Origin of the sequence: Nocardioides sp. (genome assembly GCF_047607185.1) — a bacterium.
Taxonomy (GTDB): Bacteria; Actinomycetota; Actinomycetes; order Propionibacteriales; family Nocardioidaceae; genus Nocardioides.
The window spans coordinates 1-25,662 of record NZ_JASGDQ010000080.1 but is presented as its reverse complement, the minus strand read 5'-3'; the positions used below and the strand labels follow the sequence as shown (position 1 = coordinate 25,662).

23 protein-coding genes are annotated in these 25,662 nt (G+C 70.7%); 6 read left to right on the top strand and 17 right to left on the bottom strand.

What is annotated here, in order from left to right; translation table 11 throughout:
- Positions 1-66: 66 nt before the first annotated feature.
- The 8 genes from QM595_RS09465 to QM595_RS09430 form a co-directional block, all read right to left on the bottom strand.
- Positions 67-1,524 (bottom strand): rhamnulokinase, encoded by a 1,458-nt coding sequence (locus QM595_RS09465; protein ID WP_415171299.1) that lies wholly within the window; start codon positions 1,522-1,524, stop codon positions 67-69.
- Positions 1,521-3,587 carry a bifunctional aldolase/short-chain dehydrogenase gene (locus QM595_RS09460; protein ID WP_415171298.1) on the bottom strand — a complete coding sequence of 689 codons (2,067 nt, stop codon included), beginning with the start codon at positions 3,585-3,587 and terminating at the stop codon, positions 1,521-1,523. The genes QM595_RS09465 and QM595_RS09460 overlap by 4 nt, the downstream gene beginning before the upstream one ends.
- Positions 3,588-3,592: 5 nt before the next feature.
- A complete protein-coding gene (rhaI, locus tag QM595_RS09455; RefSeq protein ID WP_415171297.1) occupies positions 3,593-4,756 on the bottom strand; it encodes an L-rhamnose isomerase in 1,164 nt (387 codons plus the stop codon).
- Position 4,757: 1 nt separating this feature from the next.
- Positions 4,758-5,114, bottom strand: coding sequence for an L-rhamnose mutarotase (locus QM595_RS09450; protein WP_415171296.1), 357 nt, complete (start codon positions 5,112-5,114; stop codon positions 4,758-4,760).
- A 97-nt stretch (positions 5,115-5,211) separates the two neighbouring features.
- Positions 5,212-6,264 (bottom strand): rhamnose ABC transporter substrate-binding protein, encoded by a 1,053-nt coding sequence (gene rhaS, locus QM595_RS09445; protein WP_415171295.1) that lies wholly within the window; start codon positions 6,262-6,264, stop codon positions 5,212-5,214.
- A gap of 22 nt (positions 6,265-6,286) precedes the next feature.
- Positions 6,287-7,360: an ABC transporter permease gene (locus QM595_RS09440; protein ID WP_415171294.1), complete on the bottom strand. Its 1,074-nt coding sequence runs from the start codon at positions 7,358-7,360 to the stop codon at positions 6,287-6,289.
- The gene (locus QM595_RS09435; RefSeq protein ID WP_415171293.1) at positions 7,360-8,385 is read right to left on the bottom strand and encodes an ABC transporter permease; all 1,026 of its coding nucleotides are present in this window, start codon (positions 8,383-8,385) and stop codon (positions 7,360-7,362) included. Before QM595_RS09435 ends, QM595_RS09440 begins: the two co-directional genes overlap by 1 nt.
- On the bottom strand, positions 8,382-9,881 hold the full coding sequence (locus tag QM595_RS09430) for a sugar ABC transporter ATP-binding protein (RefSeq protein WP_415171292.1): 1,500 nt from the start codon (positions 9,879-9,881) through the stop codon (positions 8,382-8,384). The genes QM595_RS09435 and QM595_RS09430 overlap by 4 nt, the downstream gene beginning before the upstream one ends.
- 265 nt (positions 9,882-10,146) lie before the next feature.
- On the opposite strand from QM595_RS09430, the gene QM595_RS09425 reads away from it, so the two are divergent.
- Positions 10,147-11,172, top strand: a complete 1,026-nt coding sequence (locus QM595_RS09425) for a LacI family DNA-binding transcriptional regulator (protein ID WP_415171291.1) — start codon at positions 10,147-10,149, stop codon at positions 11,170-11,172.
- Between the two features lie 204 nt (positions 11,173-11,376).
- Here the strand turns inward: QM595_RS09425 and QM595_RS09420 are convergent, their stop codons facing one another.
- On the bottom strand, positions 11,377-11,805 hold the full coding sequence (locus QM595_RS09420; protein ID WP_415171300.1) for a nucleoside deaminase: 429 nt from the start codon (positions 11,803-11,805) through the stop codon (positions 11,377-11,379).
- A 47-nt stretch (positions 11,806-11,852) separates the two neighbouring features.
- On the bottom strand, positions 11,853-12,338 hold the full coding sequence (locus tag QM595_RS09415; RefSeq protein WP_415171290.1) for a tRNA adenosine deaminase-associated protein: 486 nt from the start codon (positions 12,336-12,338) through the stop codon (positions 11,853-11,855).
- A 166-nt stretch (positions 12,339-12,504) separates the two neighbouring features.
- Between QM595_RS09415 and upp the strand changes: the two genes are divergently transcribed.
- The gene (gene upp / locus QM595_RS09410) at positions 12,505-13,146 is read left to right on the top strand and encodes a uracil phosphoribosyltransferase (RefSeq protein ID WP_415171289.1); all 642 of its coding nucleotides are present in this window, start codon (positions 12,505-12,507) and stop codon (positions 13,144-13,146) included.
- A gap of 103 nt (positions 13,147-13,249) precedes the next feature.
- On the opposite strand, the gene QM595_RS09405 is transcribed toward upp, so the two are convergent.
- The 4 genes from QM595_RS09405 to QM595_RS09390 form a co-directional block, all read right to left on the bottom strand.
- Positions 13,250-13,963: a VIT family protein gene (locus tag QM595_RS09405; RefSeq protein WP_415171288.1), complete on the bottom strand. Its 714-nt coding sequence runs from the start codon at positions 13,961-13,963 to the stop codon at positions 13,250-13,252.
- Between the two features lie 94 nt (positions 13,964-14,057).
- Positions 14,058-17,204 carry a S8 family serine peptidase gene (locus QM595_RS09400; protein ID WP_415171287.1) on the bottom strand — a complete coding sequence of 1,049 codons (3,147 nt, stop codon included), beginning with the start codon at positions 17,202-17,204 and terminating at the stop codon, positions 14,058-14,060.
- A gap of 134 nt (positions 17,205-17,338) precedes the next feature.
- Positions 17,339-17,785 carry a hypothetical protein gene (locus QM595_RS09395; RefSeq protein ID WP_415171286.1) on the bottom strand — a complete coding sequence of 149 codons (447 nt, stop codon included), beginning with the start codon at positions 17,783-17,785 and terminating at the stop codon, positions 17,339-17,341.
- 297 nt (positions 17,786-18,082) lie between these two features.
- On the bottom strand, positions 18,083-18,574 hold the full coding sequence (locus QM595_RS09390; RefSeq protein WP_415171285.1) for a hypothetical protein: 492 nt from the start codon (positions 18,572-18,574) through the stop codon (positions 18,083-18,085).
- Between the two features lie 324 nt (positions 18,575-18,898).
- Between QM595_RS09390 and QM595_RS09385 the strand changes: the two genes are divergently transcribed.
- Together QM595_RS09385 and QM595_RS09380 are read left to right on the top strand one after the other, a co-directional pair.
- The gene (locus QM595_RS09385) at positions 18,899-19,477 is read left to right on the top strand and encodes a hypothetical protein (RefSeq protein WP_415171284.1); all 579 of its coding nucleotides are present in this window, start codon (positions 18,899-18,901) and stop codon (positions 19,475-19,477) included.
- Positions 19,478-19,594: 117 nt separating this feature from the next.
- On the top strand, positions 19,595-19,765 hold the full coding sequence (locus QM595_RS09380) for a hypothetical protein (protein ID WP_415171283.1): 171 nt from the start codon (positions 19,595-19,597) through the stop codon (positions 19,763-19,765).
- Here the strand turns inward: QM595_RS09380 and QM595_RS09375 are convergent.
- The 3 genes from QM595_RS09375 to QM595_RS09365 all read right to left on the bottom strand — a co-directional run bounded on the left by QM595_RS09375 (position 19,752) and on the right by QM595_RS09365 (position 24,743).
- A complete protein-coding gene (locus QM595_RS09375) occupies positions 19,752-21,395 on the bottom strand; it encodes a hypothetical protein (RefSeq protein ID WP_415171282.1) in 1,644 nt (547 codons plus the stop codon). The genes QM595_RS09380 and QM595_RS09375 overlap by 14 nt on opposite strands.
- Positions 21,392-23,080 carry a hypothetical protein gene (locus QM595_RS09370; protein WP_415171281.1) on the bottom strand — a complete coding sequence of 563 codons (1,689 nt, stop codon included), beginning with the start codon at positions 23,078-23,080 and terminating at the stop codon, positions 21,392-21,394. The genes QM595_RS09375 and QM595_RS09370 overlap by 4 nt, the downstream gene beginning before the upstream one ends.
- 88 nt (positions 23,081-23,168) lie before the next feature.
- Positions 23,169-24,743, bottom strand: a complete 1,575-nt coding sequence (locus QM595_RS09365) for a diacylglycerol kinase family protein (RefSeq protein ID WP_415171280.1) — start codon at positions 24,741-24,743, stop codon at positions 23,169-23,171.
- Positions 24,744-24,814: 71 nt separating this feature from the next.
- Between QM595_RS09365 and QM595_RS09360 the strand changes: the two genes are divergently transcribed.
- Both QM595_RS09360 and QM595_RS09355 read left to right on the top strand, forming a co-directional pair.
- Positions 24,815-25,072, top strand: a complete 258-nt coding sequence (locus tag QM595_RS09360; RefSeq protein WP_415171279.1) for a type II toxin-antitoxin system VapB family antitoxin — start codon at positions 24,815-24,817, stop codon at positions 25,070-25,072.
- The gene (locus QM595_RS09355; protein WP_415171278.1) at positions 25,069-25,494 is read left to right on the top strand and encodes a TA system VapC family ribonuclease toxin; all 426 of its coding nucleotides are present in this window, start codon (positions 25,069-25,071) and stop codon (positions 25,492-25,494) included. Before QM595_RS09360 ends, QM595_RS09355 begins: the two co-directional genes overlap by 4 nt.
- The last annotated feature ends 168 nt before the right edge of the window (positions 25,495-25,662 follow it).

Here is a 25,662-nt window from a genome sequence, read left to right as displayed (position 1 = left end):
GTGGATCCGAGTCAGCTGGTGACTCGGATCCACCGCACAAGCGGCAGTCGACCGCCAACGAGACGGTCACCTTGACACTCGGCGCTCGGCGGTGTCCCAGTCGAGGCCGGGGCGCGGCTGGTAGCGAACCAGGTCGTGAGTACGGCGGATCAGCGCCCGCATTGCGTCCAGGTCCGGCAACGAGGCACCCAGGGTGCGCGCCTGCACCAGCGCGTTGCCGAGCGCGGCCGCCTCGGCAGGGCCGGCGAGGACGGGCAGTCCGCAGGCGTCGGCGGTGAGCTGGCACAGCAGCGTGTTCTGCGAGCCGCCGCCGACGATGTGGACGACGTCGATCTCGCGGCCGGACAGCGTGCAGGCGCGCCGGAGGTTGCGGCGGTAGGCCAGGGCCAGGCTGTCCAGGATGGTGCGGACGACCTCGGCGGGGCTCTCCGGCACCGGCTCGCCGGCGGCCCGGGCCAGCGAGCGCAGCCGCTCCGGCATGTCCCCAGGCGGCAGCAGCGACGGGTCGTCGATGTCGACCACGGTCCGCAGCGGTGACACCGCGGCGGCACCGGCGAGCAGGGTGGGCAGATCGGCAGGAACGCCGGCGGCGGCCCAGGTGCGCACCGACTCCGAGAGCACCCACAGGCCCATCACGTTCTTGAGGAATCTGATGGTGCCGTCGACGCCGCCCTCGTTGGTGAAGTTGGCCAGCCGGGCCTCCTCGGTGAGCACCGGCGCCGCCAGCTCGAGGCCGACCAGTGACCAGGTGCCCGAGGAGATGTAGCCGAACCGCTCCCCCGTCGCCGGTACGCCGACCACGGCGGAGGCGGTGTCGTGCGAGCCGACCGCGATCACCGGTACGTCGACAGCGCCGACCGAGGCAGCCACGGCAGGCAGCAGCGATCCGACGATCGTGCCCGGGTCGCGCAGCCGGGGCAGGATCGCCCACGGCAGCGCGAGCCGCTTGGCCAGCTCCACCGACCAGTCCCGGGTACTGACGTCGTAGAGCCCGGTGGTGGAGGCGTTGGTGCGCTCGGCGCCGACCTCGCCGGTGAGCCAGTAGGTCAGCAGGTCCGGCAGCAGCAACAGCGTCTGGGCCGACTCCAGTGCCGCCGTCCCGGAGGCGGCGAGCAGCTGGTAGACGGTGTTGAACGGCAGCTCCTGCAGCCCGGTGACGGCGTACTGCTCCTGCTGGGAGACCAGCGTCGCGGCCCGCTCGGCGACGCCGCCGGTGCGAGCGTCGCGGTGGGAGTGGACGTTGCCGAGCAGTTCGCCGTCGCGGTCGAGCAGGCCGTAGTCGACCGCCCAGGAGTCGATCCCGATGCCGTGCAGCGGGCCCGAGCCCGCGAGCAGCCGCAGTCCGGCGAGGATCTCGCGGTGGATGCCGATGACGTCCCAGAACAGCGAGCCGCGGACCTGGACGCCCCCGTTGGGGAAGCGGTGCGCCTCCTCCAGCGTGAGCGTCTCGGGCCCGACGACCGCGGCCATGATCCGGCCGCTGGTCGCGCCGAGGTCGACCGCCGCGACCCGCAACGGGTTCATCGCAGGAACGCCGCCGCCACGCCCGCGTCGACCGGCACGTGCAGCCCGGTGGTGTGGGTCAGGTCGGGCCCGACCAGCACGAACACGGCGTTGGCGATGTGCTCGGGCAGCACCTCCCGCTTGAGGATGGTGCGCTGGGCGTAGAACTTGCCCAGGTCCTTCTCCTCGACGCCGTAGACGGCCGCCCGCTGCGCGCCCCAGCCGCCGGCGAAGATGCCGGAGCCGGCGACCACACCGTCGGGGTTGATGCCGTTGACCTTGATCCCGTGCTCGCCGAGCTCGGCGGCCAGCAGTCGCACCTGGTGGGCCTGGTCGGCCTTGGTGGCGGAGTAGGCGATGTTGTTGGGACCGGCGAAGATCGAGTTCTTCGACGAGATGTAGACGATGTCACCGCCCAGCCCCTGCTCGATGAGCACCTTCGCGGCCGCCTTGGAGACCAGGAAGGAGCCCTTGGCCATCACGTTGTGCTGCAGGTCCCAGTCGGCGACGGTGGTGTCGAGCAGGGACTTCGACAGCGAGAGGCCGGCGTTGTTGACGACCAGGTCGAGACCGCCGAAGGCGAGTACGGCGGCGTCGACCGCGGCCTGTACCGCGGCCTCGTCCGACACGTCGGCGGCGACGCCGATCGCCACGTCCTCCCCAAGATTCAACGCAGCGCCGATCTCGGCGGCCGCGGCCTGCGCCCTCTCCTCCGACAGGTCGGCGATGACGACGCAGGCGCCCTCGGCGGCGAGCCGTTGGGCGGTGGCCTTGCCGATGCCGGAGGCGGCGCCGGTGACCAGCGCGATCCGGGTGGCCAGCGGCTTGGGCTTGGGCATCCGCTGCAGCTTGGCCTCCTCCAGCGCCCAGTACTCGATGCGGAACTTCTCCGACTCGTCGATGGGCGCGTAGGTGGAGAGCCCCTCGGCGCCGCGCATCACGTTGATGGCGTTGACGTAGAACTCGCCGGCCACCCGGGCGGTCTGCTTGTCCTTGCCGTAGGAGAACATGCCGACGCCGGGCACCAGCACGATCAGCGGGTCCTTGCCGCGGATCGCCGGCGAGTCCGGGGTGGCGTGCCGGTCGTAGTAGGCCTGGTAGTCCTCGCGGTAGCCGACGGCGAGCTCCTGCAGCCGGGCGATCTGCTCCTCGATCGTGGCGGTGGCGGGCAGGTCGAGGACCAGCGGCTTGACCTTGGTGCGCAGGAAGTGGTCGGGGCACGACGTGCCGAGCGAGGCCAGCCGGGGGTGCTCGGCGCGGGAGAGGAAGTCGAGTACGACGTCGGAGTCGGTGAAGTGGCCGACCATGGGCCGGTCGGCCGAGGCGATGCCGCGGATGGTGGCGGCCAGCGCCGCCGCCCTCGCCCGGCGGCCGTCCTCGGTCAGCGGCTCGTAGCCGGGCAGCACCGGGCCGAACGGCTCCGGCTTGGAGTGCTCGGCGATATAGGCCGCGGCGGTGTCGATGATCCACAGCGAGTTGCGCTCGGCCTCGTCGCTGGTCTCGCCCCAGGCGGTGATGCCGTGGCCGCCGAGGATGCAGCCGACCGCCTGCGGGAACTTCCGCTTGATCTCGGCGATGTCGAGGCCGAGCTGGAAGCCGGGGCGGCGCCACGGCACCCAGACGACCCGGTCCCCGAAGATCGTCGAGGTGAGCGACTCGCCGTCGGCGGCGGTCGCGATGGCGATGCCGGAGTCGGGGTGGAGGTGGTCCACGTGCTTCGCGTCGACCAGGCCGTGCATGGCGGTGTCGATGGACGGCGCCGCGCCGCCCTTGCCGTGCAGGCAGTAGTCGAGGGCGGCGACCATCTCGTCCTCGCGCTCGACGCCGGGGTAGACGTCGACCAGGGCGCGCATCCGGTCGAGCCGGAGCACCGCGAGGCCGGACTCCGTCAAGGTGCCGAGGTCGCCCCCGGAGCCCTTCACCCACACCAGCTCGACCTCCTGGCCGGTGACCGGGTCGGTCTGCGTGCCCTTGGCCGAGGTGTTGCCGCCCGCGTAGTTGGTGTTCTTGGGGTCGGCGCCGAGACGGTTGGATCGAGCGATCAGCTCTGCTGCCGTTCGCCCTGAATTCGGCACGGTCGTCATGTGAATCAGTTCCATCCTGCCTGCGTCCCGCCCACGCGGTCCGCCTCGATCTGCTCCTGGTAGCCGCTGGCGAGGTAGGCCCGCATCGGGTCGGCGGGCAGCCCCCGCTCCTCGCGCCATCCGGCGAGGGGCGCTCGGACGTCGGTATAGAAGGCGTCCATGAAGATCTCGTTGGCGAGCAGTACGTCGCCCGCCTCCTGGGCCTCGGTCAGCGCGTCCCGGTCGACGAGCAGCGCCCGGGCGGTCATCTCCTGCACGTTGAGCACGGAGCGGATCTGGCCGGGGATCTTCTTCTCGATGTTGTGGCACTGGTCGAGCATGAAGGCGACGTCGGACCCCGGGCCGTAGCCGCCGCCGCGGATGACCTCGAAGAGGATCCGGAACAGCTGGAACGGGTCCGCCGCTCCGACGATGAGGTCGTCGTCGGCGTAGAACCGGCTGTTGAAGTCGAAGGAGCCGAGCTTCCCGAGGCGCAGCAGCTGGGCGACGATGAACTCGATATTGGTGCCGGGGGCGTGGTGGCCGGTGTCGAGGCAGACCAGGGCGCGCTCGCCGAGCGCGGCCACCTGGGTGTACGACGTACCCCAGTCCGGGACGTCGGTGTGGTAGAACGCCGGCTCGAAGAACTTGTACTCCAGCACCAGCCGCTGGTCCGGGCCGAGCCGGTCGTAGATGGTGCGCAGCGACTCGGCGAGCCGGTCCTGGCGACCGCGGAGGTCGCCCTGGCCGGGGTAGTTGGTGCCCTCGGCGAGCCAGATCTTCAGATCGCGCGAGCCGGTGGCGTCCATCACGTCGATGCACTCGAAGTGGTGGTCGATCGCCTTCTGCCGGATCCTGGCGTCGGTGTGGGTGAGGGCGCCGAGCTTGTAGTCGTCGTCCTGGAAGACGTTGGAGTTGATCGTCCCCAGCGCGATGCCCTGGTCCTCGGCGTACTCGCGCAGCGCCGCGTAGTCGTCGACCCTGTCCCAGGGGATGTGCAGCGCCACCGTCGGCGCCAGCCCGGTGAACCGGTGGACGGTCGCCGCGTCGGCGATCTTCTCCTCCACCGTGCGGGGGGTGCCGGGGGTGCCGAAGACCTTGAACCGGGTGCCGGAGTTGCCGTAGGCCCACGAGGGGACCTCGATCGCCTGCCCCTCCAGCTGGGGCGCGATCTGGTCGAACGTCGTCATCTCACTTCGCTTCTGTCGGGTGACTGGCCTCGAGTTGGTCCTCGAGGTGGAAGATCTCGGTCAGCTCCAGGAATCCCTCGTCGGGAGCGAGTCCGTCGAGGTCCTCGAAGAACTCGGCCATCTCGGCCTGCCAGCGGGCGTTGACCTCGCGAGCGGCCATGCCGGCCTGGGCGGCCTCGAGCGAGGGAGTCTCGAGGTAGCCGATGAGCAGCCCGTCGGGCCGCAGGAACAGCGAGTAGTTGTGCCAGCCCGTCTCGTGCAGCGCGGCGAGCAGGTCGGGCCACACCGCGGCATGGCGGCACCGGTACTCCTCGATCCGGTCGGGCCGGACCTGGAGTTGGAAGCACACCCGTCTCATCGCTGCCCTTCTCTGGGTCTCCTCCGGGTCGTGGACGCCTGCCGGGGCCGGGTCGCGACCCCGGCAGGCGTTGTTCCCACGCGCTTCGACTGGTGAATCAGAAGTCGAAGTCGTCGATGTTGTCGGCGTTGAAGACGAACGGGTCGCCCAGCAGCACCGAGGCGTCGTCGCCGACGGTGAACTCGCCGAGGTCGCCGGCGGTGAAGGTGTCGCCGGCCGCGCCGGTGATGTCTCCGTCGACGAGCGCCTTCGCGGCGTACGCCGCCAGGTAGCCCAGGTCGCCCGGGTTCCAAAGCGCGAACGCGGTGACGGTGCCGTCCTTGACGTACTCCCGCATCTGGTTGGGGGTGCCCAGACCGGTCAGCGCGACCGTGCCCTTGGCCGAGGAGGTCGAGAGGTAGCGGGCGGCCGCCGCGATGCCGACGGTGGTCGGCGAGATGATGCCCTTCAGGTCCGGGTGGGCCTGGAGCAGGGCGGCGGTCTTGTCGAAGGACGTCTGGTCGTCGTCGTCGCCGTAGACGGTGTCGACCAGCTTGATGTTCGGGTGGTTGCTCGATAGCTCGGTCTTCATCAGGTCGATCCAGGCGTTCTGGTTGGTCGCGTTGGCCGCGGCCGAGAGGATCGCGATCTCGCCGGCGTCACCGATCTGCTCGGCGATCAGGTCGACCTGCGCCTTGGCGATGCCCTCGGCGGTGGCCTGGTTGATGTAGAGGTCGCGGCACTCCGGGTTGGTGTCGGAGTCGAAGGTGACCACCTTGGTGCCGGCGTCGCGGGCCTCGTCGAGAGCGTCGCAGATCGCCTTCGGGTCGTTGGCGGAGACGACCAGGGCGGAGACGCCCTGCTGCGCGGCGGTGTTGATGAACGGCACCTGGGCGTCGGGGCTGGCCGCGTCGGGGCCGACCTCCTCGTAGCTGCCGCCGAACTCCTCGACCGCCTTCTGGCCACCGGCGTCGCTGGTGTCGAAGTAGGGGTTGCCGAGGTTCTTGGGCAGGAAGGTGACGGAGATGTCCCCGCCGCCCGAGCTGCTGCTGCCGCCGTCCTCCGCGCTGCTGCCGCCGTCGCTGTCGCTACCGCCGCAAGCGGTCAGGCCCAGACCGGCGACCAGAGTGAAGGCCGCTACGGCGGCCAGTCGTCGATTGTTGAACTTCATCGTTCCGTACCTTTCGGTTCGTTTACCGGTTCAGCGACCGCTTGCCGGCGCTGTCCGAGGCGGGGTCGGGAGACCGCGCCCATCTCCTGGCCAGGCCCGAGGCCCAGCCGAGGAAGCTTGTGGAGATCACCGAGAGCACCAGCAGCACTCCGATGACGATGTTGATGACGTTGACGGTCTCGCCCTGCAGCCGCATCGCGCTGGAGAGCACGCCGAGCAGCAGCACGCCCGCGATGACGCCGTGCAGGGCGCCTCGGCCGCCGAAGATCGAGACCCCGCCGAGCAGCACCGCGGCGATGACCTGGAGCTCCAGACCGGTGGCGTTGTCGCCGCGGGCGCTGCCGAAGCGGAGCGTGTAGTAGATCCCCGCGAAGGCCGAGACCACCCCGGCCAGCACGAAGAGCCACAGCTTGGTGCGCTCGACGTCGACGCCGGCGAACCGCGCCGCCTCGTCGTTGAGGCCGATGTCGTAGACGCCGCGGCCGAAGGAGGAGAAGTGCAGCAGCCAGGCGAATGCGACCAGCAGGATCAGGAAGGGAATCAGGATCATCGGGTACGGCTGGCCGTCGACGATGCGCTGCTTGGCCAGGTCGGTCCACGACTCGGGGAAGTCGGTCTTGGCGGTGGTGCCGAGCAGGCCGACCGCGATGCCGCGGTAGAGCGCCAGGGTGCCGATCGTGACGGCGAGCGAGGGCAGGCCGACGTACGCCACCAGGAAGCCGTTGACGGCGCCGCAGCTCGCGCCGACCACCAGCGCCAGCAGCCCGGCGAGCGGGATCGACATGCCGGCGTCCTGGTGCAGCACGCCGACCAGCACGCTGGACAGGCCCACCACGCTGGCCACCGAGAGGTCGATCTCGCCGGTGATGATCACCATGGTCATCGGCAGCGCGATCAGCAGGATCGGCGCCACGTCGAGGAAGAGGTAGTAGAGCGTCAGCGGGCTGTCGAAGTTGGGCACATTGCCCAGCGACCAGACGTAGACGATGAGCAGCAGCGCGATCACCGCGAACTCGCGGGTCACCAGTGCGCGCCGCCACAGCGCCTTCGAGTACGCCGGGTAGCTGCGGGTCTTCTCGGCGGTGAGCGTGCTCATCAGCGGTCCCTGGCTTCCACGAGCTTGCGTTCCTGTCTGGCGGAGAGCACCCGGTCGAGCACGATCGCGCCGATGATGAGGACGCCGACCACGGCTCGCTGCCAGAAGTCCTGGATGCCGACGATCGGGAGCGCCCGGTTGATGGTGATGAGGAGGAAGGCGCCGATCGCGGCGCCCCAGACGGTGCCGGAGCCGCCGAAGATCGCGACCCCGCCGATGACCGCCGCGCCGACCGCCTGCAGCTCGATGCCGGAGCCGGCGCCGGAGCTGACCGTGCCGTAGCGGGCCGCGTAGACGACGCCGGCCAGGCCCGCCAGTGCCCCGGAGAGGACGAAGGCGGCGAGCACCCGGCGGGTGACGGGCAGTCCGTAGAGCACCGCGGCGTCGGGGTCGGAGCCGATGGCGTAGAGCTCCCGGCCGCCGCGGGCGGTGTAGAGGTAGTAGCCGACCAGGGCCAGCACCACCAGCGCGATGATGGTCAGCACCGGGATGCCCAGGATGGAGGCGGTGCCGAGCTTGAGGAAGCCGTGCGGCATGTCGGAGGCGTTGATCCGGTCGCTGCCGGCCCAGCTGAGGAAGATGCCCCGGTAGATGTAGAGCGTGCCGAGCGTGATGACCAGCGCCGGCACCTTGCCGTAGGCCACCAGCACGCCGTTGATCAGGCCGAGCACGCCGCCGAAGGCGAGCCCGATCAGGAAGACGGCGAGGATGGGGAGGCCGGGGTTGTCGACGAAGAGCCGTCCGGTGAGGTACGCCGTCAGGCCGAGCGTCGAGCCGACGGAGAGGTCGACGCTGCGGGTGACGATGACGACCGTCTGGCCGACGGCCAGCAGCACCAGGATGGACGGCGTCAGCAGCAGGTCGCGCCAGTTGTCGCCGCTGAAGAGGAAGCCGTGGCTCTTCAGCGTCGTGATCGCGATGACCGCGACCAGCACGATGGCGACGGCGATCTCGCGGGAGCGCAGCACGGTGCTGGCCGCGCGGGCCAGCGGGGTCTGCTGGGTGGGGGCGACGAGCGTCGTCATGCTGAGACCTCCTCGGTCTTCTCGCTGCGGGTGGCGGCGCGCATGACCTTCTCGGGGGTGGCCTCCTCGCGGGAGAGCTCGGCGGTGATCCGGCCCTCGCACACCACCAGGACCCGGTCGGCCATGCCGAGGACCTCGGGCAGCTCCGAGGAGACCATCAAGATCGCCAGTCCCTGACCCGCCAGCTCGGAGAGCAGCCGGTGCACCTCGGACTTGGTGCCCACATCGATGCCACGCGTGGGCTCGTCGATGATCAGCAGCTTGGGGTTGGTGGCCAGCCACTTGGCAATGACGACCTTCTGCTGGTTGCCACCACTCATCGTCGCCGCTGACATGTCCAGCGCCGCGGTCTTGACCTCCAGCCTGGCCGCCCACGGGCCGGCCGCCCGGTTCTCGGCAGCACTGGTCAACAGCCCCGCCGTGGCTAGACCGCGACGGATCACCGCCGCGACATTGCGGGCCACCGACTCCTCGACCACCAGGCCCTGCTTGCGGCGGTCCTCGGCCACGAACGCCATCCCGGCGGCGATCGCCGCGCGCGGACTGTGGCGCGGCACCGGCCGGCCGAGCAGGGTGACCGCTCCGGCGTCGTACCTGTCCACGCCGAAGACGGCCCGGGCGATCTCGCTGCGGCCGGCGCCCACCAGGCCCGCCAGGCCGAGGATCTCACCGGCGCGCACCTGGAAGGAGACGTCGTGGAAGGTGCCCGCCGAGCTGAGCCCGTCCACGTCGAGGACCACCTCGCCGATCTCGGCCGGCGTCTTGGGGAAGAGCTCGGTGACCTCACGGCCCACCATCCGGGCCACGATCTGCTCCACCGAGGTCTCCGCGACAGGCTCGGTGGAGATGTAGTCGCCGTCGCGCATCACCGTGACGGTGTCGCACAGCGCGAAGACCTCGTCGAAGCGGTGGGAGATGAAGACCAGGCCGCGGCCCTCGTCGCGCAGGCTGCGGGCGATGGCGAACAGCCGCTCCACCTCGACGCCGGACAGCGCCGCGGTCGGCTCGTCCATGATGAGCAGGCTGGCGTCCAGCGAGACGGCCTTGGCGATCTCGATGACTTGCTGGTCGGCGATCGAGAGGCCCCGGGCCGGCCGGCGCGGGTCGATGCCGACGCCCAGCCGGGCGAACAGCGACTCCGCCTCGGCGTACATCGCGGCCCGGTCGATCCGACGTCCGGCGCCCAGCGGCTGCCGGCCCATGAAGATGTTCTCGGTCACCGACAGGTCCGGGAACAGCGTCGGCTCCTGGTAGATCACCGCGATGCCGGCGGCCTTGGAGGCCGCGGTCGAGGCGAAGTCGACATCCTCGCCGCGGAAGCGGAAGACCCCGCTGTCGCGGCGGTGCACCCCCGCCACGATCTTGACCAGCGTCGACTTCCCCGCGCCGTTCTCACCCACCAGGGCATGGATCGAGCCGCGCTCGACAGTGAGGCTGCCCGAGCGCAGCGCCACCACGGCACCAAAGGACTTGGCGACGTCGCGCAACTCGAGCACTGGGGGCTCCTCCGGCATCGACACTCCTGATTGAAACGTTTTAATCCGACCCGCAGAACGTAGGTGACGGCCATCACAAGAGTCAAGTGCCGGAGGAGATTTTTGCGGCAGATTGTTACAAGCGGTCGTTAATGCGGTTTGCCTAGCTCGATTTGATACGTTCCGTAACCACATCGGCCGACGGTGCCCTCCGGTGCCGCCACATCGACCCGTGTGACCAAGCGGGACGGGCCGGTCCGGAAGCACTTGGCCTAAGGAGGGCGAGATGGGGCGCGGCCAGTCTCCCACTCCTTCCGTCAAGGACGTCGCCCGAGCAGCGGCGGTCTCGCTCGGCACCGTCTCCAATGTGCTCAACCAGCCCGAGCGGGTCGCCCCGGCGACCCGGGAGCGGGTCGAGCAGGCGATGGCCGAGTTGGGCTTCGTGCGCAACGAGTCGGCTCGCTCGCTGCGTGCCGGGCAGACCCGCACCGTCGCCTACGTCATGCTCGATGCCGGCAACCCGTTCTTCACCGACGTCGCCCGGGGCATCGAGACCACTGCCGAGAGCGCCGGACTCTCCCTGTTCCTGTGCAACAGCGACAACCGCGCCGACCGGGAGCACGCCCACCTCGCCCACCTGGAGCAGCAGCGGGTGCAGGGCATCCTGATCACCCCCGTCGACCCCGACAGCCCCGAGCTCGACGCGCTGGTACGACGTCGTACTCCCTTGGTGGTGGTCGACCGGACCCGCAAGGGGCAGAGCTTCTGCTCGGTCGCCGTCGACGACGAGCTGGGCGGCCGGATCGCTGTCGAGCACCTCATCGACCGGGGCCATCGCCGGGTCGCCTTCGTCGGCGGGCCGATGTCGCTCGGCCAGGTCACCGACCGCTATCTCGGCGCCCAGCAGGCGTGGGCCGCCGCCGGGCTTCCGCCGGAGAACCTGACCCTGATCTCCTGCGAGTCGCTGTCGGTCGCCGAGGGCCGCTCCGCCGGCGAGCGATGGGCCGGGCTGCCCTCATCACGGCGTCCGACCGCCGCGTTCTGCGCCAACGACCTGGTCGCGCTCGGCCTCTTGCAGCAGGCGACGCTGGCGGGGGTGAAGGTGCCCGACGACCTGGCCATCGTCGGCTACGACGACATCGAGTTCGCCGCGGCCGCCGCAGTGCCGCTCACCTCGGTGCGACAGCCGCGCAGCGAGCTCGGCCGTACCGCCGCCGAGCTGGTGCTCGACGAGGCCGCCAACCCCCGGCACCAGCACCAGCAGGTGACGTTCACGCCGGAGCTGGTCGCCCGCGCCTCAACCCTCACCTGATAGCGCGAGTCGGCAGAAGTGCAGGCCCACAGACCGCCGAGTCGGCACAAGTGCAGGCCCACAGACCGCCGAGTCGGCACAAGTGCAGGCCCACAGACCGCCGAGTCGGCACAAGTGCAGGATTGATCCACAGGCGAGTTGTGGACAACACCCGCACTTCTGCCGACTCGCGCCCTCTCAGACCCGCACTTCTGCCGACTCGCGTCATAGGCCGGCGAAGAAGGCGGTGAGCAGTCGGCCGGACTCCTCGGCGAGCACGCCGGCGACCACCTCCGGCCGGTGGTTGAGCCGCCGGTCGCGGACCACGTCCCACAGCGAGCCGACCGCACCGGCCTTCTCGTCGAAGGCGCCGAAGACCAGCCGCTGTACCCGGGCCAGCACGATCGCGCCAGCGCACATGGTGCAGGGCTCGAGGGTGACGACGAGGGTGCAGCCCGACAGCCGCCACTCCCCCAGCGCCGCGGCCGCCTGGCGGATGGCGACCACCTCGGCGTGGCCGGTGGGGTCCCCCTCGGCCTCGCGGACGTTGCGGCCGCGGCCGATCACCTCGCCCGCCGGATTCAGTACGACGGCGCCGATGGGCACGTCGCCGGTCCCCAGCGCCGCGCGCGCCTCCTCGAGCGCCAGCCTCATCGCGACGTCGTACGAGCTGGCTGCCCGGGCAGCCGGTTCGTACGACGTCATGCGGAGGTCAGGCCGACGGCGTCGTCGAAGAGCTCGCCGAAGCCGAGCTTGCGGGCGACCTCGGAGAGCGACTCGTCGGGGTAGAGGTCGACGTCGTCGAGCAGTACGCCCATGTCCATGGCGCTCATGCCGGCATCGGCGAGGATGCCGAGGTCGCCGGCCGGCTCCTGATCGTCCTCGTCTTCCGGCATGGGCAGGCCGAGGTGGTCGATCGCGCTCGCCGCGAGCTCCCACTCGGCCGCGGCGGTGATGTCGGAGAGCAGCACCCGCACGCTGCTGCCGGCGACCCTGACGATGACGAAGAAGTCCTCGTCGATGCCGATCAGGCCGACCGCGCCGCCGTCGCCCGGGAACCGCCGCAGCGCGTGCGCCACCGTCTCGACGTCGACGAGCACGTCGTGGGCCAGCTCCTGAACGGTCCACACCCCGTCCTCGCGGTAGACCGCGAGGGCGAAGTCGACACCGTCGATGTCTTCGGACATGCCACCAGCGTGACATCTCCCGGGGCACCCGCCAACCCCGTATTGGTGGCGTCGTCGCAAACACTCGCGATCGGGCCGCCGCCGATCCCGGCAGGCGGCGGTTGGCGCGCTCCCCGACCACGGCCTCGCCCGCGACACCGGGCGGTGGAGCCTCTAAGGTTTCGCCATGCGCACCCACGTCGTCGACCACCCGCTCGTCTCGCACAAGCTGACCACGCTGCGCGATATCGACACCGACTCGCCGACCTTCCGGTCGCTGACCGACGAGCTGGTGACGCTGCTGGCCTACGAAGCCACCCGCGAGGTTCGCGTGGAGCCGCACGAGATCCTTACCCCGGTGGCGCCGACTACCGGAGTACGGCTGGCCCGCCCCGCCCCCCTCGTGGTGCCGATCCTGCGGGCCGGCCTCGGGATGCTCGACGGGATGATGCGGCTGCTGCCGACCGCCGAGGTCGGCTTCCTCGGCATGATGCGCAACGAGGAGACGCTGCAGGCAACGACGTACGCCGAGCGGCTGCCCGAGGACCTCTCCGGCCGTCAGTGCTACGTGCTGGACCCGATGCTCGCCACCGGCGGCACGCTGGCGGCGGCGATCAGGTTCCTGGTGGATCGCGGCGCCGACCACATCACCTGCATCTGCCTGCTCGCCGCGCCCGAGGGCGTGGCCAGGCTGGAGGACGGGCTGGCCTCGGTCGACGTGCCGGTCACCGTGGTCACCGCGGCGCTGGACGAGCGGCTCAACGAGAAGGGCTATATCGTGCCGGGCCTCGGCGACGCCGGCGACCGGCTCTACGGGCTGGCTCAGTAACTGGTGGCATCGGGCCCACCCGGCCGCCTGTGGTGCGCCGGTTCCCACCAGTTTCCTCAGCCGAGCCGTCCACCGGAGCTCGCCGTGCACCCGGCTACCCGCATCAGAGCCGGGTGCCCAGCAGGGCGCCGATCAGGTAGGTGATGCCCATCGCGAGCGCGCCGCCGCAGACGTTGCGGACGGCGGCGGGGAGCGGCCGGGCGAAGCCGAGCCGGGCGCTGGTCCAGCCGGTCAGCGCCAGCGCCACCACGACCGCGGCGACGGTGCCCCCGATCCGCGCCGTCGCGGGCAGCAGGGTGATGGTGAGCAGCGGCAGCAGCGCGCCGATCGTGAAAGACAGCATCGAGGCGAACGCCGCCGACCAGGGCGAGGTGATGTCGTCGGGGTCGATGCCGAGCTCCAGCACGGCGTGGGCCTTGAGGGCGTTGCGGTCGGTGAGCTGCACCGCCACCTCGTGGGCGACATCGGGCGTCAGTCCCTTCGACAGCAGGATCTCCTCCAGCTCGCCGAACTCCTCGGCCGGCATCTCGCGCAGCTCCTGCCTCTCCTTGGCCAGCAGCGAGAGCTCGGCGTCGCGCTGGGTGGAGACCGAGACGTACTCTCCCGCCGCCATGCTGATCGCTCCCGCGACCAGGGCCGCGACGCCGGCGACCAGCACGGCGGTGCGATCGGTCGAGGCACCCGCGACGCCCATGACGACGCCGGCGGTGGAGACCACCCCGTCGTTGGCGCCGAGTACGCCGGCCCGCAGCCAGTTGAGCCGGTTGTTGAGCCCGCCGGCGGCTTCGGCGTGCTCGTGGGCGACATCGTCGGGCATAGCCCGAATCGTCCCCTGCGCTCCCCCGAGCGACAAGGAAGGCGAGGCAAAGCGAAGCCGGCCTCCCGCCGCGGTGACGGGAGGCCGCTCCGCCCTACTCGCCGGTGACGGCCACGATCGTCTGCCCGAGCACCGAGGAGCCGTCGGTGTGGTCGAGGACGCCGTAGTAGGTGCCCGCCGGGGTCGCGTCGGTCCACGCCAGCGAGACGGTGCCGGTGGCGTCGGCCGTGGCCGAGGTCGGCGCCGAGGTCACCGTCAGGCTGCCCGACCCGCTGGGCACGATCCAGCTGTCGATCGAGAACGGGTGATCCGCCCCGGTGACCTGCCAGCCGTGCACCGCAAGGGTATAGGTGCCCGCCTCGGGATGGCTGAGCTCGATCAGCTCGTCGGTGCCGCCGGCGGTGCTCGACGCCACCACCTCGCCGTCGGGGCCGAGCAGGTAGAGGTCGATGTCGTCGTCGCCGTCCTGGACATACTCGATGCGCCAGTACGACGTGTCGCCGATCGTCACCGGGACCTCGGCGACCCCGCCCTCGCTGTCGTCGGAGGTCCCGTAGGTCTGGTCCGGGTCCTGGAGCACGGTGCCGGTGAGCGGTGCCGAGGCGACCAGGCCGGAGGCGAGCGCGGAATAGCTGCCGTCGTACCCGAACTTCACCGGCACGTCGACGGAGCCGGATGCGCCGGAGCCCGTGACGCTCTCCGGAGCCGCGATCTGAGCCGCCTTCACGCCGATGGTGCTGGTGACCGTGTAGCCCGAGCCCTTCCAGACCAGATTGCCGAACCGCCACTCCCCGATCGGGGCGTCGACATTGGCGACGGTGACCTCGTAGGAGGCCGACTCGCCGGCCGGGATCCTCAGCGTCCGCGGCGAGACGGCGACGGAGTAGCCCTCCGGCACGTCGCGGGTGTCGGCGGTGACCGTGAGGGTCTGGTCGCTGACGTTGGTGACGGTGCGGGTGACGGTCTCGGAGCCGACCACGGCGCTGATCCCGATCGTCGGGAGGTTGAGGTCCTCGGCCTCGGTGGGGTAGCCGGCGTCGGCGATGGCACCACAGCTGGCCGTCGGGTCGCTGAACAGCGAGGGCCCCTCGCCCGCCCCGCAGAGGAAGCCGAGGTAGTCGTAGAGACCGGCGTCGTAGACCAGGCCCGGGTCGAACAGGCCGGGCTCGGACACCACACCCGGGTTGACCTCGCCGGCACCCATCTCGAACGGGGTGGCCTGCGTCGTACGGTCGTTGGAGGTGACCTGCTGCGATGCCGTGGTCTGCAGCGCGGACTTCGCCTCCGCCGCGGTCCATTCCGGGTGGGCCTGCTTGATCAGCGCGTAGACGCCGGCGATCTGCGGGGCCGCCATCGACGTGCCGGCGATGGCCTGGAAGAGCTGGCCCTGCGGAAAGCCCTCGTCGGTGAACGGCGAGGCGCCGGCGAGCACGTGGATGCCCGGCGCGGTGATGTCGGGCTTGAGGATCGAGGCGGAGGTCGGCGACTCGCCCCGCGAGGAGAAGACCGTCACCGACGGCGCCTTCCAGGGTTGTTTGACCACGGCACCGGTGTCGACGATCGACGCGGTCGCCCGCCCGCGCGCGCGGGCGATATAGCGACGGATCTGGTCGCCGACCTTCTCGTCGACGTGCACCGCCGGCACGAAGAGGGTGTCGGTGAACAGGTTGTCCTGGTCGGGGGTGTCGTCGTTGACCAGGATCTCGCCGACGCCGCCGGCCGCCTGCACGGCGCCGCTGGTCGCGACCCGGCCCGCGGTCAGGCCACGGGTGCAGACCACGATGGCGCCGGAGACCGACTCGGCGAAGGACACGGTCGGGTCGCACAACGGGTTGCCCAGGGTCGCCGCGTCGACGATCGGAGCCGACCGGACCGAGCCGGTGATCGAGGCGCCGGTGAGCTTCTTGCCGTTGCCGAGCCGGATGGTGCCCTGGTAGAAGCGGGTCTCGGTGCCGGCCGCGATGGCGGTCACCCAGGGGACGTCGGCGGGGCCGCCGAGGGTCGCCTCGTCCGGGCCGCTGTTGCCGGCCGAGACGGAGGCGAGGATGCCCGCGTCGGCCGCGAACAGGAAGGAGATCGTGTCGGCCGTGACCAGGGCGGCGCCGCCGCCGATGGAGTAGTTGATGACGTCGACGCCGTCGGCGACCGCCTGGTCGATGGCCGCGGAGAGGTCGGAGGTGAACCCGCCCTCGTTGCCGAGCGCCTTGTAGGCGATAATCTGGGCGCGCGGCGCGATGCCGGAGGTGGTGTCGACGTAGGCGCCGTTGATATAGGCCTTCACGTCCGCGTCGCCCGCGGCGGTCGAGGCGGTGTGGGTGCCGTGGCCCTCGTCGTCGCGCGCCGAGACGAACTCGTCGGACTCGGCGCCGACCACCGCACGGTAGGTGGTCGTCTCGTCACGCGCGCCGACCAGCTTGTCGTTGCAGGTGAAGGCGGCGTCGTCGGGGTTGGCGGCGGTGTTGCCGAACTGGCAGGAGTCGGGGCCGAGGTCGGGGGCCGCCGGGAAGGTGCCGTCGTCGGCGAAGCTGGGGTGCTCGGGCCAGATCCCGGTGTCGATGACGCCGACCAGCACGCCCTCGCCGTCGATGCCCGCGTCGTAGGCCTCGCCCTCGTCGGTGAGGTTGAGGAACTGCTCCTCGGTCGGCACCTTGGCGGGCTTCGAGGGGTGGTACGGCGCGCGCGGCTGGCCCGGCTCCGGCGACCCGCCCTGGCGCCCGGTCGGGAGCTGGGTGTGACCCCGGTCGTGGCTGACGTGGCTGGCCGAGGCGACCGGCGCGACGGCCGCGACGCCCTCGGCCTGGCGCAGCTCGTCCGGCACCACGGCGGCGACCTTGGGGTCGGCGGCGAGTCGCACCGCGGCGGCGTGGTCGACGGAGACCGCGAAGCCGTTGGCGGCCACGGTCAGGTCCTGGGTCACCGCCGAGGTCGACACGCCGGCGTCGCTCAGCACCGCGTCGTGGTCGGCGAGGATGGCCTGCTGGGCGGTGCTCGCGGCCGAGCTGCCGAGCTGGTCCTGGCTGAACTCGCCCAGCAGCGGGTCCGACTTCAGCAGCACGAGGTAGGCGCCGAGCTCGCTGACGTCGACGCTCTTGCCGAGACCCAGCGCGGCAACGAAGTCGCCCTGCCGGTGGCCGGTCGGCGCGGCCGAGGCAGCGGGGGTGACGGCCGGCGCGACGAGCGCCCCGCCGCCGAGAGCGGCCGCCGCGAACGCGACCGCCGAAGCACGAAGATTGATTCTCACGAAACCCTCCCGAGCGAGTTCGCGCGATGCGGGCGCACCGCACACCTCTCGGATGCTGCCACGCGGAGGGCCGCGACGGGAAGAGCGATGCGGAGGTTCCCGCGAGGCGGCGCCGCGCAGCGGGCGCGGGCTCCCTACTCCCCTACCCCAAGTTGGGGATTCGCGCAGTAGAAGGGCTCGCGTCGAGGACCGGAGTGGTATTCGTAGCGCTCGCCCTCGGCCTCGAGGACGTAGCGGGTGCCCTCACTCAGCACCTGGAGGTAGCTCATCCCCTTGCGCGGGCAGCCCAGACTGGAGTCACGCCAGGTGACTGCCTGCTGGGAGACCACCGAGACGGCGTCCTCGCCGATGCCCAGCCGCTGCGCCAGGTCGGCGATCGCGACGGCCACGCCGGTCAACGGCGCGGCGTCGCTGGTCTCGCCGCTGCTATCACCGCCGGTCGGCGGGGTGGTCTCGGGCACGTCACTCACGGTAGCGCTCTCCGAGACGCCCCCGCTCCCCGCGCTCCCCGAGCTCCCCGAGTCGGAGGAGCCGCAGCCGGCGAGGGTCAGCACGAGGAGCAGGATCCCGAGGAGCCTCATGCCGATTCGACGCGCAGCGGGTCCCCGATCACTACGCCTGTGGTTCGTGCCAAGGGGAGATCACCCTCCCCGAGTGGGTGGAGAGCGAGTGGCAGTGAGCAACCGGTGGCCGGGAGGGACGTCCCCGGCCACCGGTCCCCAACTCGAAGCTGGCAACGGTTGACAGCGCCGTACAGCCATCGAATGCTCAGTTATCGCGCTCGACCTCCGAGCTCAGCGTTCACTCTGATGCGTTTCAGGAGCTCTTAACGCACTTCCCATTGGCGTCCTGCTTGATGGTCGTGGGGCTCTGTGCACTCACGGGGCTGCTGGATGCACTGGCCGGGGTGAACCCAGGTGGGAACCCGTTCGTGGCCGGAGCCCGGTCGCCGTCTCCAGGTCCACCGCCAGGCCGGCGGCGTCCTGCTCCGACGTCGTGACGGTCACGATCCCGCGCTCGTAGTTGACCGACAGCTGCAGGCCGGCGGTGTTCTCCTCGCCTATCGTGCCGCGTTGTTCGATGGTCTCGGTGACCTCGGCTGCTACGTCATCGAGTTGTTGACGGGAGACTTGCCGATCGACCAACTCGATCGGGGCATAGTCGTCCAGCTCGGCGGTCAGGTCGACGATCTCGGCCTGCCGAAGGTCGAGCACGCCGATCAGATAGTGATCCTGCTCATCGGTGAGCCACAGCTCAACGAACCGTTCTCCGAGGATGTCGCCGGCTCGGTCCCTCACCTTGCCGGCGAACTCGATGATGCCGAGGTCCAGCGTCGGTGCCGGCTCGGCCCCGTCGTCTTGGATCGGCATGGCGGCCGGTGTCGGAGGAAGCTCGGCGGCCAGCGCCGCCTCGACGAGCCCTGGCTGGGCGAGCGCCAGGCCAGCTGTCTCGAGTTGAGGAGTAAGGTGACCCAAAATTGCTTGCGGTGGGCTGTGCCACAGCCGTGGTGAGTTCAAGCACTTGTACGTGTCTATAGAGGTGGAGCGATGCGGCGGCCTTTGCTCGCTTGGTCAACGTGCGGCGTCCTGGCGGTCGGTGCCCTGGGGGTTGCCCCCTCGACACAGGTGGCGCACGCTGACGACCCTTCGTGTGCCGAGACCACCGAGATGAAAGGGCCCCTCAGCCTTCCGGCCGTGTCGGCCCAGGACGTCGTCGCGCCGGGAACCGAGCTAACGCTCGGGCTCAATCTGTCGACGTCGGTCGAGATACCCGCCGGATCGGGAGTGACTTGGTATGTCGCTGGTCTGTGGTGGTTCAAGGACTCGGTGCTCGACCCCAGCCATCTTCGCGAAAGCACGTATCCAGTCTCTCCGAAGGACGCCGGCCGTTCGATCTTCGCCGTTGCGTCCCTGATCTCCACGACGGTGCACTGCGCGGGCGCCGAGCCGCGTGTCGCCTATTCGCCCGCGGTGACTGTCGCGAAGAACGTGGCAACGCTGGTGTCGCCGAAGAAGGTGCGGCGGGCGGCGGGCAAGGCGATCAGGATGCCGGTGTCGGTGAGCGCCGGCACCGACGTCGTGGCCGAGGGTGAGGTGCTGGTCAAGCGCGGAGCGAAGGTGCTCGGGGGCGTTTCGCTCAAGTCCGGTCAGGGTCGTCTCGTGATCCCGCGCGGCGTGCTCCCGCAGGGGAAGCACAAGCTGGCGCTGGCCTTCCTCAGCGCAACGGACACGGTCGCCGACGCGACCGGTTCGGTGACGGTCTGGGTGCGCTGACCTCGCCGGCATCACCGCGCGGCCCAAGCATTGATCAGCAGTCCCATGCAACCGAACCGGCCGCTAGCGCGTCATAAGGGGTAACAGCTCCCTTCTCGGATCTAGGAGACCGCCCTCATGAGCGATGAGCGCACTCGCCTGCAGCAGGTCGGTCCCTGGATCATCGGCGTGATCGCCATCGCCGCGCTCCTGGTCGGCGTACGGTTCGTCCCCGCTGAGGCCGGTCCGGGCGACGCGCCCGACTCCGCGCCACCCACCCAGCCGGCGCGGGGTGTCACCGCACCCTGAACCTCCGCGTCGCCGGCGTGGGGTCGGGCACCCCGTCGAGGACGGCGCGCACGTAGAGGGTGTGCTTGCCCCTCCTGAGCTTCTTGGTTCTCACCTTGACCGGTGAGGAGCACGACTTCCAGGCGACGGCCTTCCTGCCCTTCACCCCGGTCTGCTGCCTCCGGCTGGTGTCCACGCGGCACTGGAAGGTGACGCCCACCGGCGTGCCGGCGAAGGAGTACGACGCCGACTTGCCCTTCTTGATCTTCGCCGGTCCGGTGATCGGGCCGGTCTCGGCCGAGCCGCTCGACGTGTCAGTCCCGGACGGCAGCGGCGGCAGGGGGAGCGCGTGGTCGGCGACCACCGCGAGCACGTCGTCGTCGTCGCCGAAGATCCAGACGATGGCGATGCCGCCGGTGCCGGCCGCCAGGGCGCGGTAGTAGCTGAGCCGCGTCGCGGGCATCACGATCTCGCTGGGGCGCCACGGGCCTCCGGGTGCCCGCACCGCCACCGCACTGCCCTGGTTGAGCCGCTCGAAGAGCACCACCGCGGTGCCGTCGGGACTCACGGCGAGCAGCGGCGCCGACTCGTCGTCGACCGACTGCGTCAGCACGGCCTCCGGCCCCCAGGCCCCGCCGCCATAGGTGCGGGTGGCCACCTTGCGGGTGGCGCCGTCGTAGGACTCCCAGACCACCGTGGTGCTTCCGTCAGGGCCGACCCCGACCTGGGGTGAGCGGCCCTCGATCGTGGGGTCGGAGAGCAGCTGCTCGGCGCTCCAGCCGCCGCCGGGCGGCCGGACCGCCGCCAGAGCACGTGCCGAGGTGTAGTAGCCGGTCGTGCCGGGCAGTCGTGACTCCCAGGCGACGGCGAGGGTGCCGTCGATGCCGATCGCCGGCTCGGCGGCGGTGGTCCGGCGACCGGTCCCAGAGATGGTCTCCGGCGCGAGCCAGGAGCCGGTGGTGCCATGGAAGCTCGACCGGACGGTGTTGGCGGCGTAGGAGTCCGCCGGATCCGACGACAGCAGCCAGGTCACCAGCGTGCCGGTGGGTCCGGCGGCCACCTCGGTGTCGGAGACCCCGGTGTCGACGAAGGTGATCGCGCTGCCCCAGGCGCCGGCCGCGGCGACCGGGCGTGAGTTGACCATCACCTTGGCGTTCGCGCCGCTGTCCTGCACCCAGACCGCGGTGACCATGCCGGCCCCGACGGCGACGTTGGCGCTGGTCGAGGTCTTGGTGGTGTCGGAGAGCGTTACCGGTGCCTCCCAGGCGGAGCCGGCGGGCCGGACCACGGCGCCGGTGACGACCTTGCCGCCGACGACATTCTGGTAGACGATCGCCAGCGTCCCGTCGGAGCCGACCGCGAGCCGGTCGCCCCACACGTTCGCGGTGGCGACCCCGACCGGGGTGCTCCAGCTGCCGCCGACCGGTCGCTCGGCCACCATGACGGAGTTCAGGCCGCCGGCGTCGGTCCAGCTCGCGACGGTGGTTCCGTCGGGGGCGATCACGGTCTGGATGTCGTAGCGATAGCTGAAGCTGGGCTCGGGCCCCGCGACCACGACCGGTGCCGGCCAGGTGACCGCCTGGGCCGGCGCTGCGGCGAAGCCCGTGAGCGTGAGAGCGACGGCGACCGCCGCGAGGGCATACCGCTTCATCGCTTCACCCTCACCTTCAGCGCGGACGGGGTCGGGTCGGCGACGCCGTACTGCTCGGCCCGCACGTAGACGGTGTGCTTGCCTGACGTGAGCCGCAGCGCCTTCGCGTTGACGACGTACGGCGACGTGCAGGCCCGCCAGGGCACCGGCTGCTTCCCCTTCTTCTTGGACTTCTTGCGGGCCTTCTTGGTCGTGCCGGTGATGCCGTGCTGCTGCTTGAGAGTGGTGTCGACACGGCACTCGTAGGTCGCCCCGGCCGGGCCGGTGAAGGCGAACCGAGCCTTCTTCTTCGGCGTGATCCGCTTGGGGCCGGTGATCACGCCGGTGTCGGGCGCCGCCGGGTCCTCGATCACGGCGTACGTCGTGCCAGCACCGTCCTCGTCGGACTCGTTCCACAGCGCCACCAGGCTGCCGGCCGGGCCGGTGGCCAGCGCGACCTGATAGGTGTAGACGTCGTCGGCCACGTCGCGCACCGTCGACGGCGACTCCCAGATGCCACCCGGCGTCTTGACGCTGGCTTGGATGTCGGAGGAACCGTAGCTGCCCGGCGGTCGCCAGAGCCACATCGCGACCGCGGTTCCGTCGCTCTCGATGGCGAGCTTGGGGCTGCCGCTGGTGGCGGCGGCGATGGCCTGGTAGAGCCACTGGCCGCCGGGGCTGCCCGTAGCGGCGTAGACGTGCTCCTGGTCGTAGTCGCCGGCCTCGTCGGAGGTCCAGACGGCATGGAAGGTCGGTCCTGCGCCGGCGGCCAACTCCAGCTCCTCGTCGTTGACGGGGATCGGGGAGATCACCGTCGGGGTGGCCCAGGCGCCACCCGGGGAGCGGGTGGTGATGGTCGGCTTGCCGTAGCCGTTGGCCCACACCACGCCGGCGGTGCCGTCGGGGGCGAAGGCGATCGTCGGCGCGCCGTAGAGGCCGTCGCCGATCCGCACCGGTGCGGACCAGGGGCCGGCGCCCTGCCGCACCACCAGCCGGGTGCCGGTGTCGGTCGTGCTGCCGCCGGCCCAGGCGGCGATGACGCTGCCATCCGGGCCGGCTGCGATCGCCGGCTTGCGGGCGGTCCAGTTGTCCACGCCGAGCGTCTGCGGCGCCGACCAGAGACCGGCGGCGGAGCGGACCGCGCTCTGGATCTCGAAGTGGTCGACCACCCACTGCGGCCAGATCGCCGAGACCGAGCCGTCGGTCGCCGCGGCCACGGAGACCTCCGGGTTGTCGTGACCGGCGACGTACTCGTCCACGCCGACGACGGAGAGCGGCTGCGGCGTCGACCAGGTGCCGCCGGGCGGACGGGTCGAGGCCATCACGACCCAGTCGTCCTCCGAGACCTCGTCGCGCCAGGCGATGGTGGTGGTGCCGTCGGGTCCGATGGCGATGTCCGGCTCGGTCGAGCGGTTGCTGGAGCCGCTGCCGAGCTTGACCGGTGCCGACCAGGTGCCGCGCGGCGGCCGGCTGCTGGTGACGACGTGGCTCAGGTGGGTCGTCTCGTCGTAGACGTCAGCGGCGAGGACGATGGTGCCGTCGGGGCCGATCGCCACGTCGGGGTTGTCGGCATAGGCGCCCGTCGGCGGGGCGGAGGTCGGTAGCGGCCAGCTGGCAGCCGTGGCGGTGCCGGTCGGCAGTACGAGCAGTGCCGCCCCGAGGGCGACTGCCCCCAACGCGGCGGGTGGGCGGAGGATATGGCGCACGATTGGACGCTAGGGCTGGGCTCTCGCCTTGTTCAATGGGTAAGACTGGTCTGTCGAAAACCGGACAGATGTGGTATTGGACGCTTCCCTATCTGCGTACGTCGCGCGGGACCCGGACGAGCAGCCGGCCGTGCACGTTGCGCATGGTCAGCTCCCGGCCCGGGCCGACGGTGTCGCCGTCGAGCTGGCGAGGGGTGTCGCGGTCGGCGCGGACCACCACCGAGCGGCCGGTCATCCGGTTGACCAGGTCGTCGGTGCGCGCTCGCCTGGTGAGGATCCGGAAGGCCAGCGGCAGCCAGGACAGGAACCGCTGCGGGTGCAGCAGCACCACGTCGAGCAGGCCGTCGTCGATCTCCGCGTCGGGGATCAGCGGCATCCCGGCGGTCAGGGTGCCGACATTGCCGACCACGATGGTGCGGGCGCGGTGCTTGGTGAACGGAGCCTCGTCGATGGAGATCTCGACCTTCACCGCCGGGAACATCAGTGCCTTGAGCGCGGAGACCACATAGGCGATCCAGCCCACCTTCTTCTTCAGCCCCTCGTCGACGCCCTCCATGATGGCCGCGTCGAAGCCCATGCCGGCCATCACCAGGAAGTGCGAGTCGGCCATGCCGTCGCCGCAGACCTCGACCATGTCGATGGCCCGGTCCTGGCCGGTGAAGGCGACGTCGATCGCGGCGCGCAGGTAGAGCGGGATGCCGAGGTTGCGAGCCAGCAGGTTGCCGGTGCCGGCCGGGATGATGCCGACCGGGATGCCGGTGCCGGCCAGCTCGGCGCAGACCTCCCGGACGGTGCCGTCGCCGCCGCACACCAGCACCAGCTCGGCGCCTTCGACGGCGGCCTGCTCGGCCTGCCCGGTGCCGGAGTCCTCGACGGTGGTGAAGTGCCAGGCCGGCGGCTGCCAGCCCGACAGCTCGGCCAGTTCGGTCACCAGCGCCTGGAAGTCCAGCACGCTCTCGACCTTGACCGGGTTGAGCACTACCGCGCAGCGGCGCTGCCGCTCGCCGATGACCACGTCGGGCAGCGGCTCGGCCTTGACGGCGTGCGAGCGGGGGATGGGGGAGTAGGCCGCCAGGCCGACCAGCACCAGGCCGGTGCCGAGCAGCAGCGCCCCGAGCACGTCGCTCAGGTGGTGCCGGCCGAGCAGCAGCCGGTCGGCGGCGACCAGGAGGATCAGGGCGAGGCAGACCGCGCTCGCCGTACGGCGTGGGCCGGACTTGCGCAGGAAGATCCCGGCCAGCACGACCAGCACCCCGAAGAGCGCGGTGGCGTGCAGCACGTGCCCGCTGGGGAAGGACAGCCCGGTGTAGGCGTGGGTGGCGTCCTGCCACGGTGGCCGCTCGCGGTCGAGGAGGTGCTTGAGCAGCCGGCCGAGCACGAACGCGGCCAGGTTGACGCCGGCCGAGAAGATCGCGGCCCGGCGGTAGCCCCGTAGCAGCAGCACGATGACCAGTACGACGTTGAGCACCAGCATCGGTAGCCACTCGAAGGCGGCCTCGACGAAGAGCCACAGGCTGTGCCAGAAGCCGTCGTGGACGACGATGCCGTCCAGCGACTCGTCGAGGCGGTCCGTCACGCCGGTGCCCGCCAGCACGCCGACCAGCGCGGTGAGACCGAGGCAGATCGCGCCCCACGTCAGGGGAAGGAGGCGGCGATCCGGCACGGAGGAAACAATAGGGCCATGCACGCCGTGATGCGGTTGATGCGGGCTTGTGATGCGTCTAGCATCAAGATATGCGGACGACGCTGACCATCGATGACGAGCTCCTCGAAGAGGCGAAGGGGTGGGCTCACGCACGCCACTTGACGTTGGGCGAGCTGGTCGAGGAGGCGCTGCGGCTTCGCATCCTGGGCGACGAGGAGCCTCGGGCCTTCGTGCCGCTTCCGGTCTTCCAGGGCAGCGGCCTGCTGCCCGGCGCGGATGCGACGAAGAATCCCTGGCACTGGGAGGGCGAGGACGAGCCCGACGAAAATGGGCTCTATCACCTGTGAACGTTCTCGACGTCAACGTCCTCATTGCGCTCGCGCACCAGGGTCACCCCTATTACATGTCGGCGAAGACGTGGTGGGACGCCAGCCTGGAGCACGGAGAGCCCTTCACGGTCCCTGACGTCGTCGAGACGGGCTTCGTCCGCATCGCCACCAACCTGCGGGCCGATCGCCCGCTCGAGTTGTCGGAGGCCTACGACTTCCTTAACGGGCTCCACGAGACGGAGACGTTCGTGCGGTGGGTGACGTCTCCTCGCACCGACGTGATCTTTCGCCGCATCGCCAGTGAGAGCAACATCCGTGGCAAGCGCATCTCCGACGCCTGGATCGCGGCACTGGCGGCGGCCTATGGCGGCACCGTGGTGACCTTCGATCGGGACTTCCGCGTCTTCGCCGGTGTCAAGGTGAACGAGCTGCCGCTCTAGGAGCCGGCCTGACCGTCGCGTCAGGCACCCACCCCAACCTTTGCCGAGTCGGCAGAAGTGCTGGTCTCAGATCCGCCGAGTCGGCAGAAGTGCTGGTCTCAGATCCGCCGAGTCGGCAGAAGTGCTGGTCTCAGATCCGCCGAGTCGGCAGAAGTGCTGGCCGGCTTC

Bases quoted from the DNA above. Each gene is read 5' to 3' on its own strand.
- QM595_RS09390 (WP_415171285.1), bottom strand. From the start codon at position 18,574: ATGCCGATCCAAGACGACGGGGCCGAGCCGGCACCGACGCTGGACCTC.
- QM595_RS09465 (WP_415171299.1), bottom strand. From the start codon at position 1,524: ATGAACCCGTTGCGGGTCGCGGCGGTCGACCTCGGCGCGACCAGCGGC.
- QM595_RS09420 (WP_415171300.1), bottom strand. From the start codon at position 11,805: ATGAGGCTGGCGCTCGAGGAGGCGCGCGCGGCGCTGGGGACCGGCGAC.
- rhaI (WP_415171297.1), bottom strand. From the start codon at position 4,756: ATGACGACGTTCGACCAGATCGCGCCCCAGCTGGAGGGGCAGGCGATC.
- QM595_RS09380 (WP_415171283.1), top strand. From the start codon at position 19,595: ATGAGCGATGAGCGCACTCGCCTGCAGCAGGTCGGTCCCTGGATCATC.
- QM595_RS09450 (WP_415171296.1), bottom strand. From the start codon at position 5,114: ATGAGACGGGTGTGCTTCCAACTCCAGGTCCGGCCCGACCGGATCGAG.
- QM595_RS09375 (WP_415171282.1), bottom strand. From the start codon at position 21,395: ATGAAGCGGTATGCCCTCGCGGCGGTCGCCGTCGCTCTCACGCTCACG.
- QM595_RS09460 (WP_415171298.1), bottom strand. From the start codon at position 3,587: ATGACGACCGTGCCGAATTCAGGGCGAACGGCAGCAGAGCTGATCGCT.
- QM595_RS09405 (WP_415171288.1), bottom strand. From the start codon at position 13,963: ATGCCCGACGATGTCGCCCACGAGCACGCCGAAGCCGCCGGCGGGCTC.
- QM595_RS09435 (WP_415171293.1), bottom strand. From the start codon at position 8,385: ATGACGACGCTCGTCGCCCCCACCCAGCAGACCCCGCTGGCCCGCGCG.
- QM595_RS09440 (WP_415171294.1), bottom strand. From the start codon at position 7,360: ATGAGCACGCTCACCGCCGAGAAGACCCGCAGCTACCCGGCGTACTCG.
- QM595_RS09425 (WP_415171291.1), top strand. From the start codon at position 10,147: ATGGGGCGCGGCCAGTCTCCCACTCCTTCCGTCAAGGACGTCGCCCGA.
- QM595_RS09360 (WP_415171279.1), top strand. From the start codon at position 24,815: ATGCGGACGACGCTGACCATCGATGACGAGCTCCTCGAAGAGGCGAAG.
- upp (WP_415171289.1), top strand. From the start codon at position 12,505: ATGCGCACCCACGTCGTCGACCACCCGCTCGTCTCGCACAAGCTGACC.
- QM595_RS09415 (WP_415171290.1), bottom strand. From the start codon at position 12,338: ATGTCCGAAGACATCGACGGTGTCGACTTCGCCCTCGCGGTCTACCGC.
- QM595_RS09395 (WP_415171286.1), bottom strand. From the start codon at position 17,785: ATGAGGCTCCTCGGGATCCTGCTCCTCGTGCTGACCCTCGCCGGCTGC.
- rhaS (WP_415171295.1), bottom strand. From the start codon at position 6,264: ATGAAGTTCAACAATCGACGACTGGCCGCCGTAGCGGCCTTCACTCTG.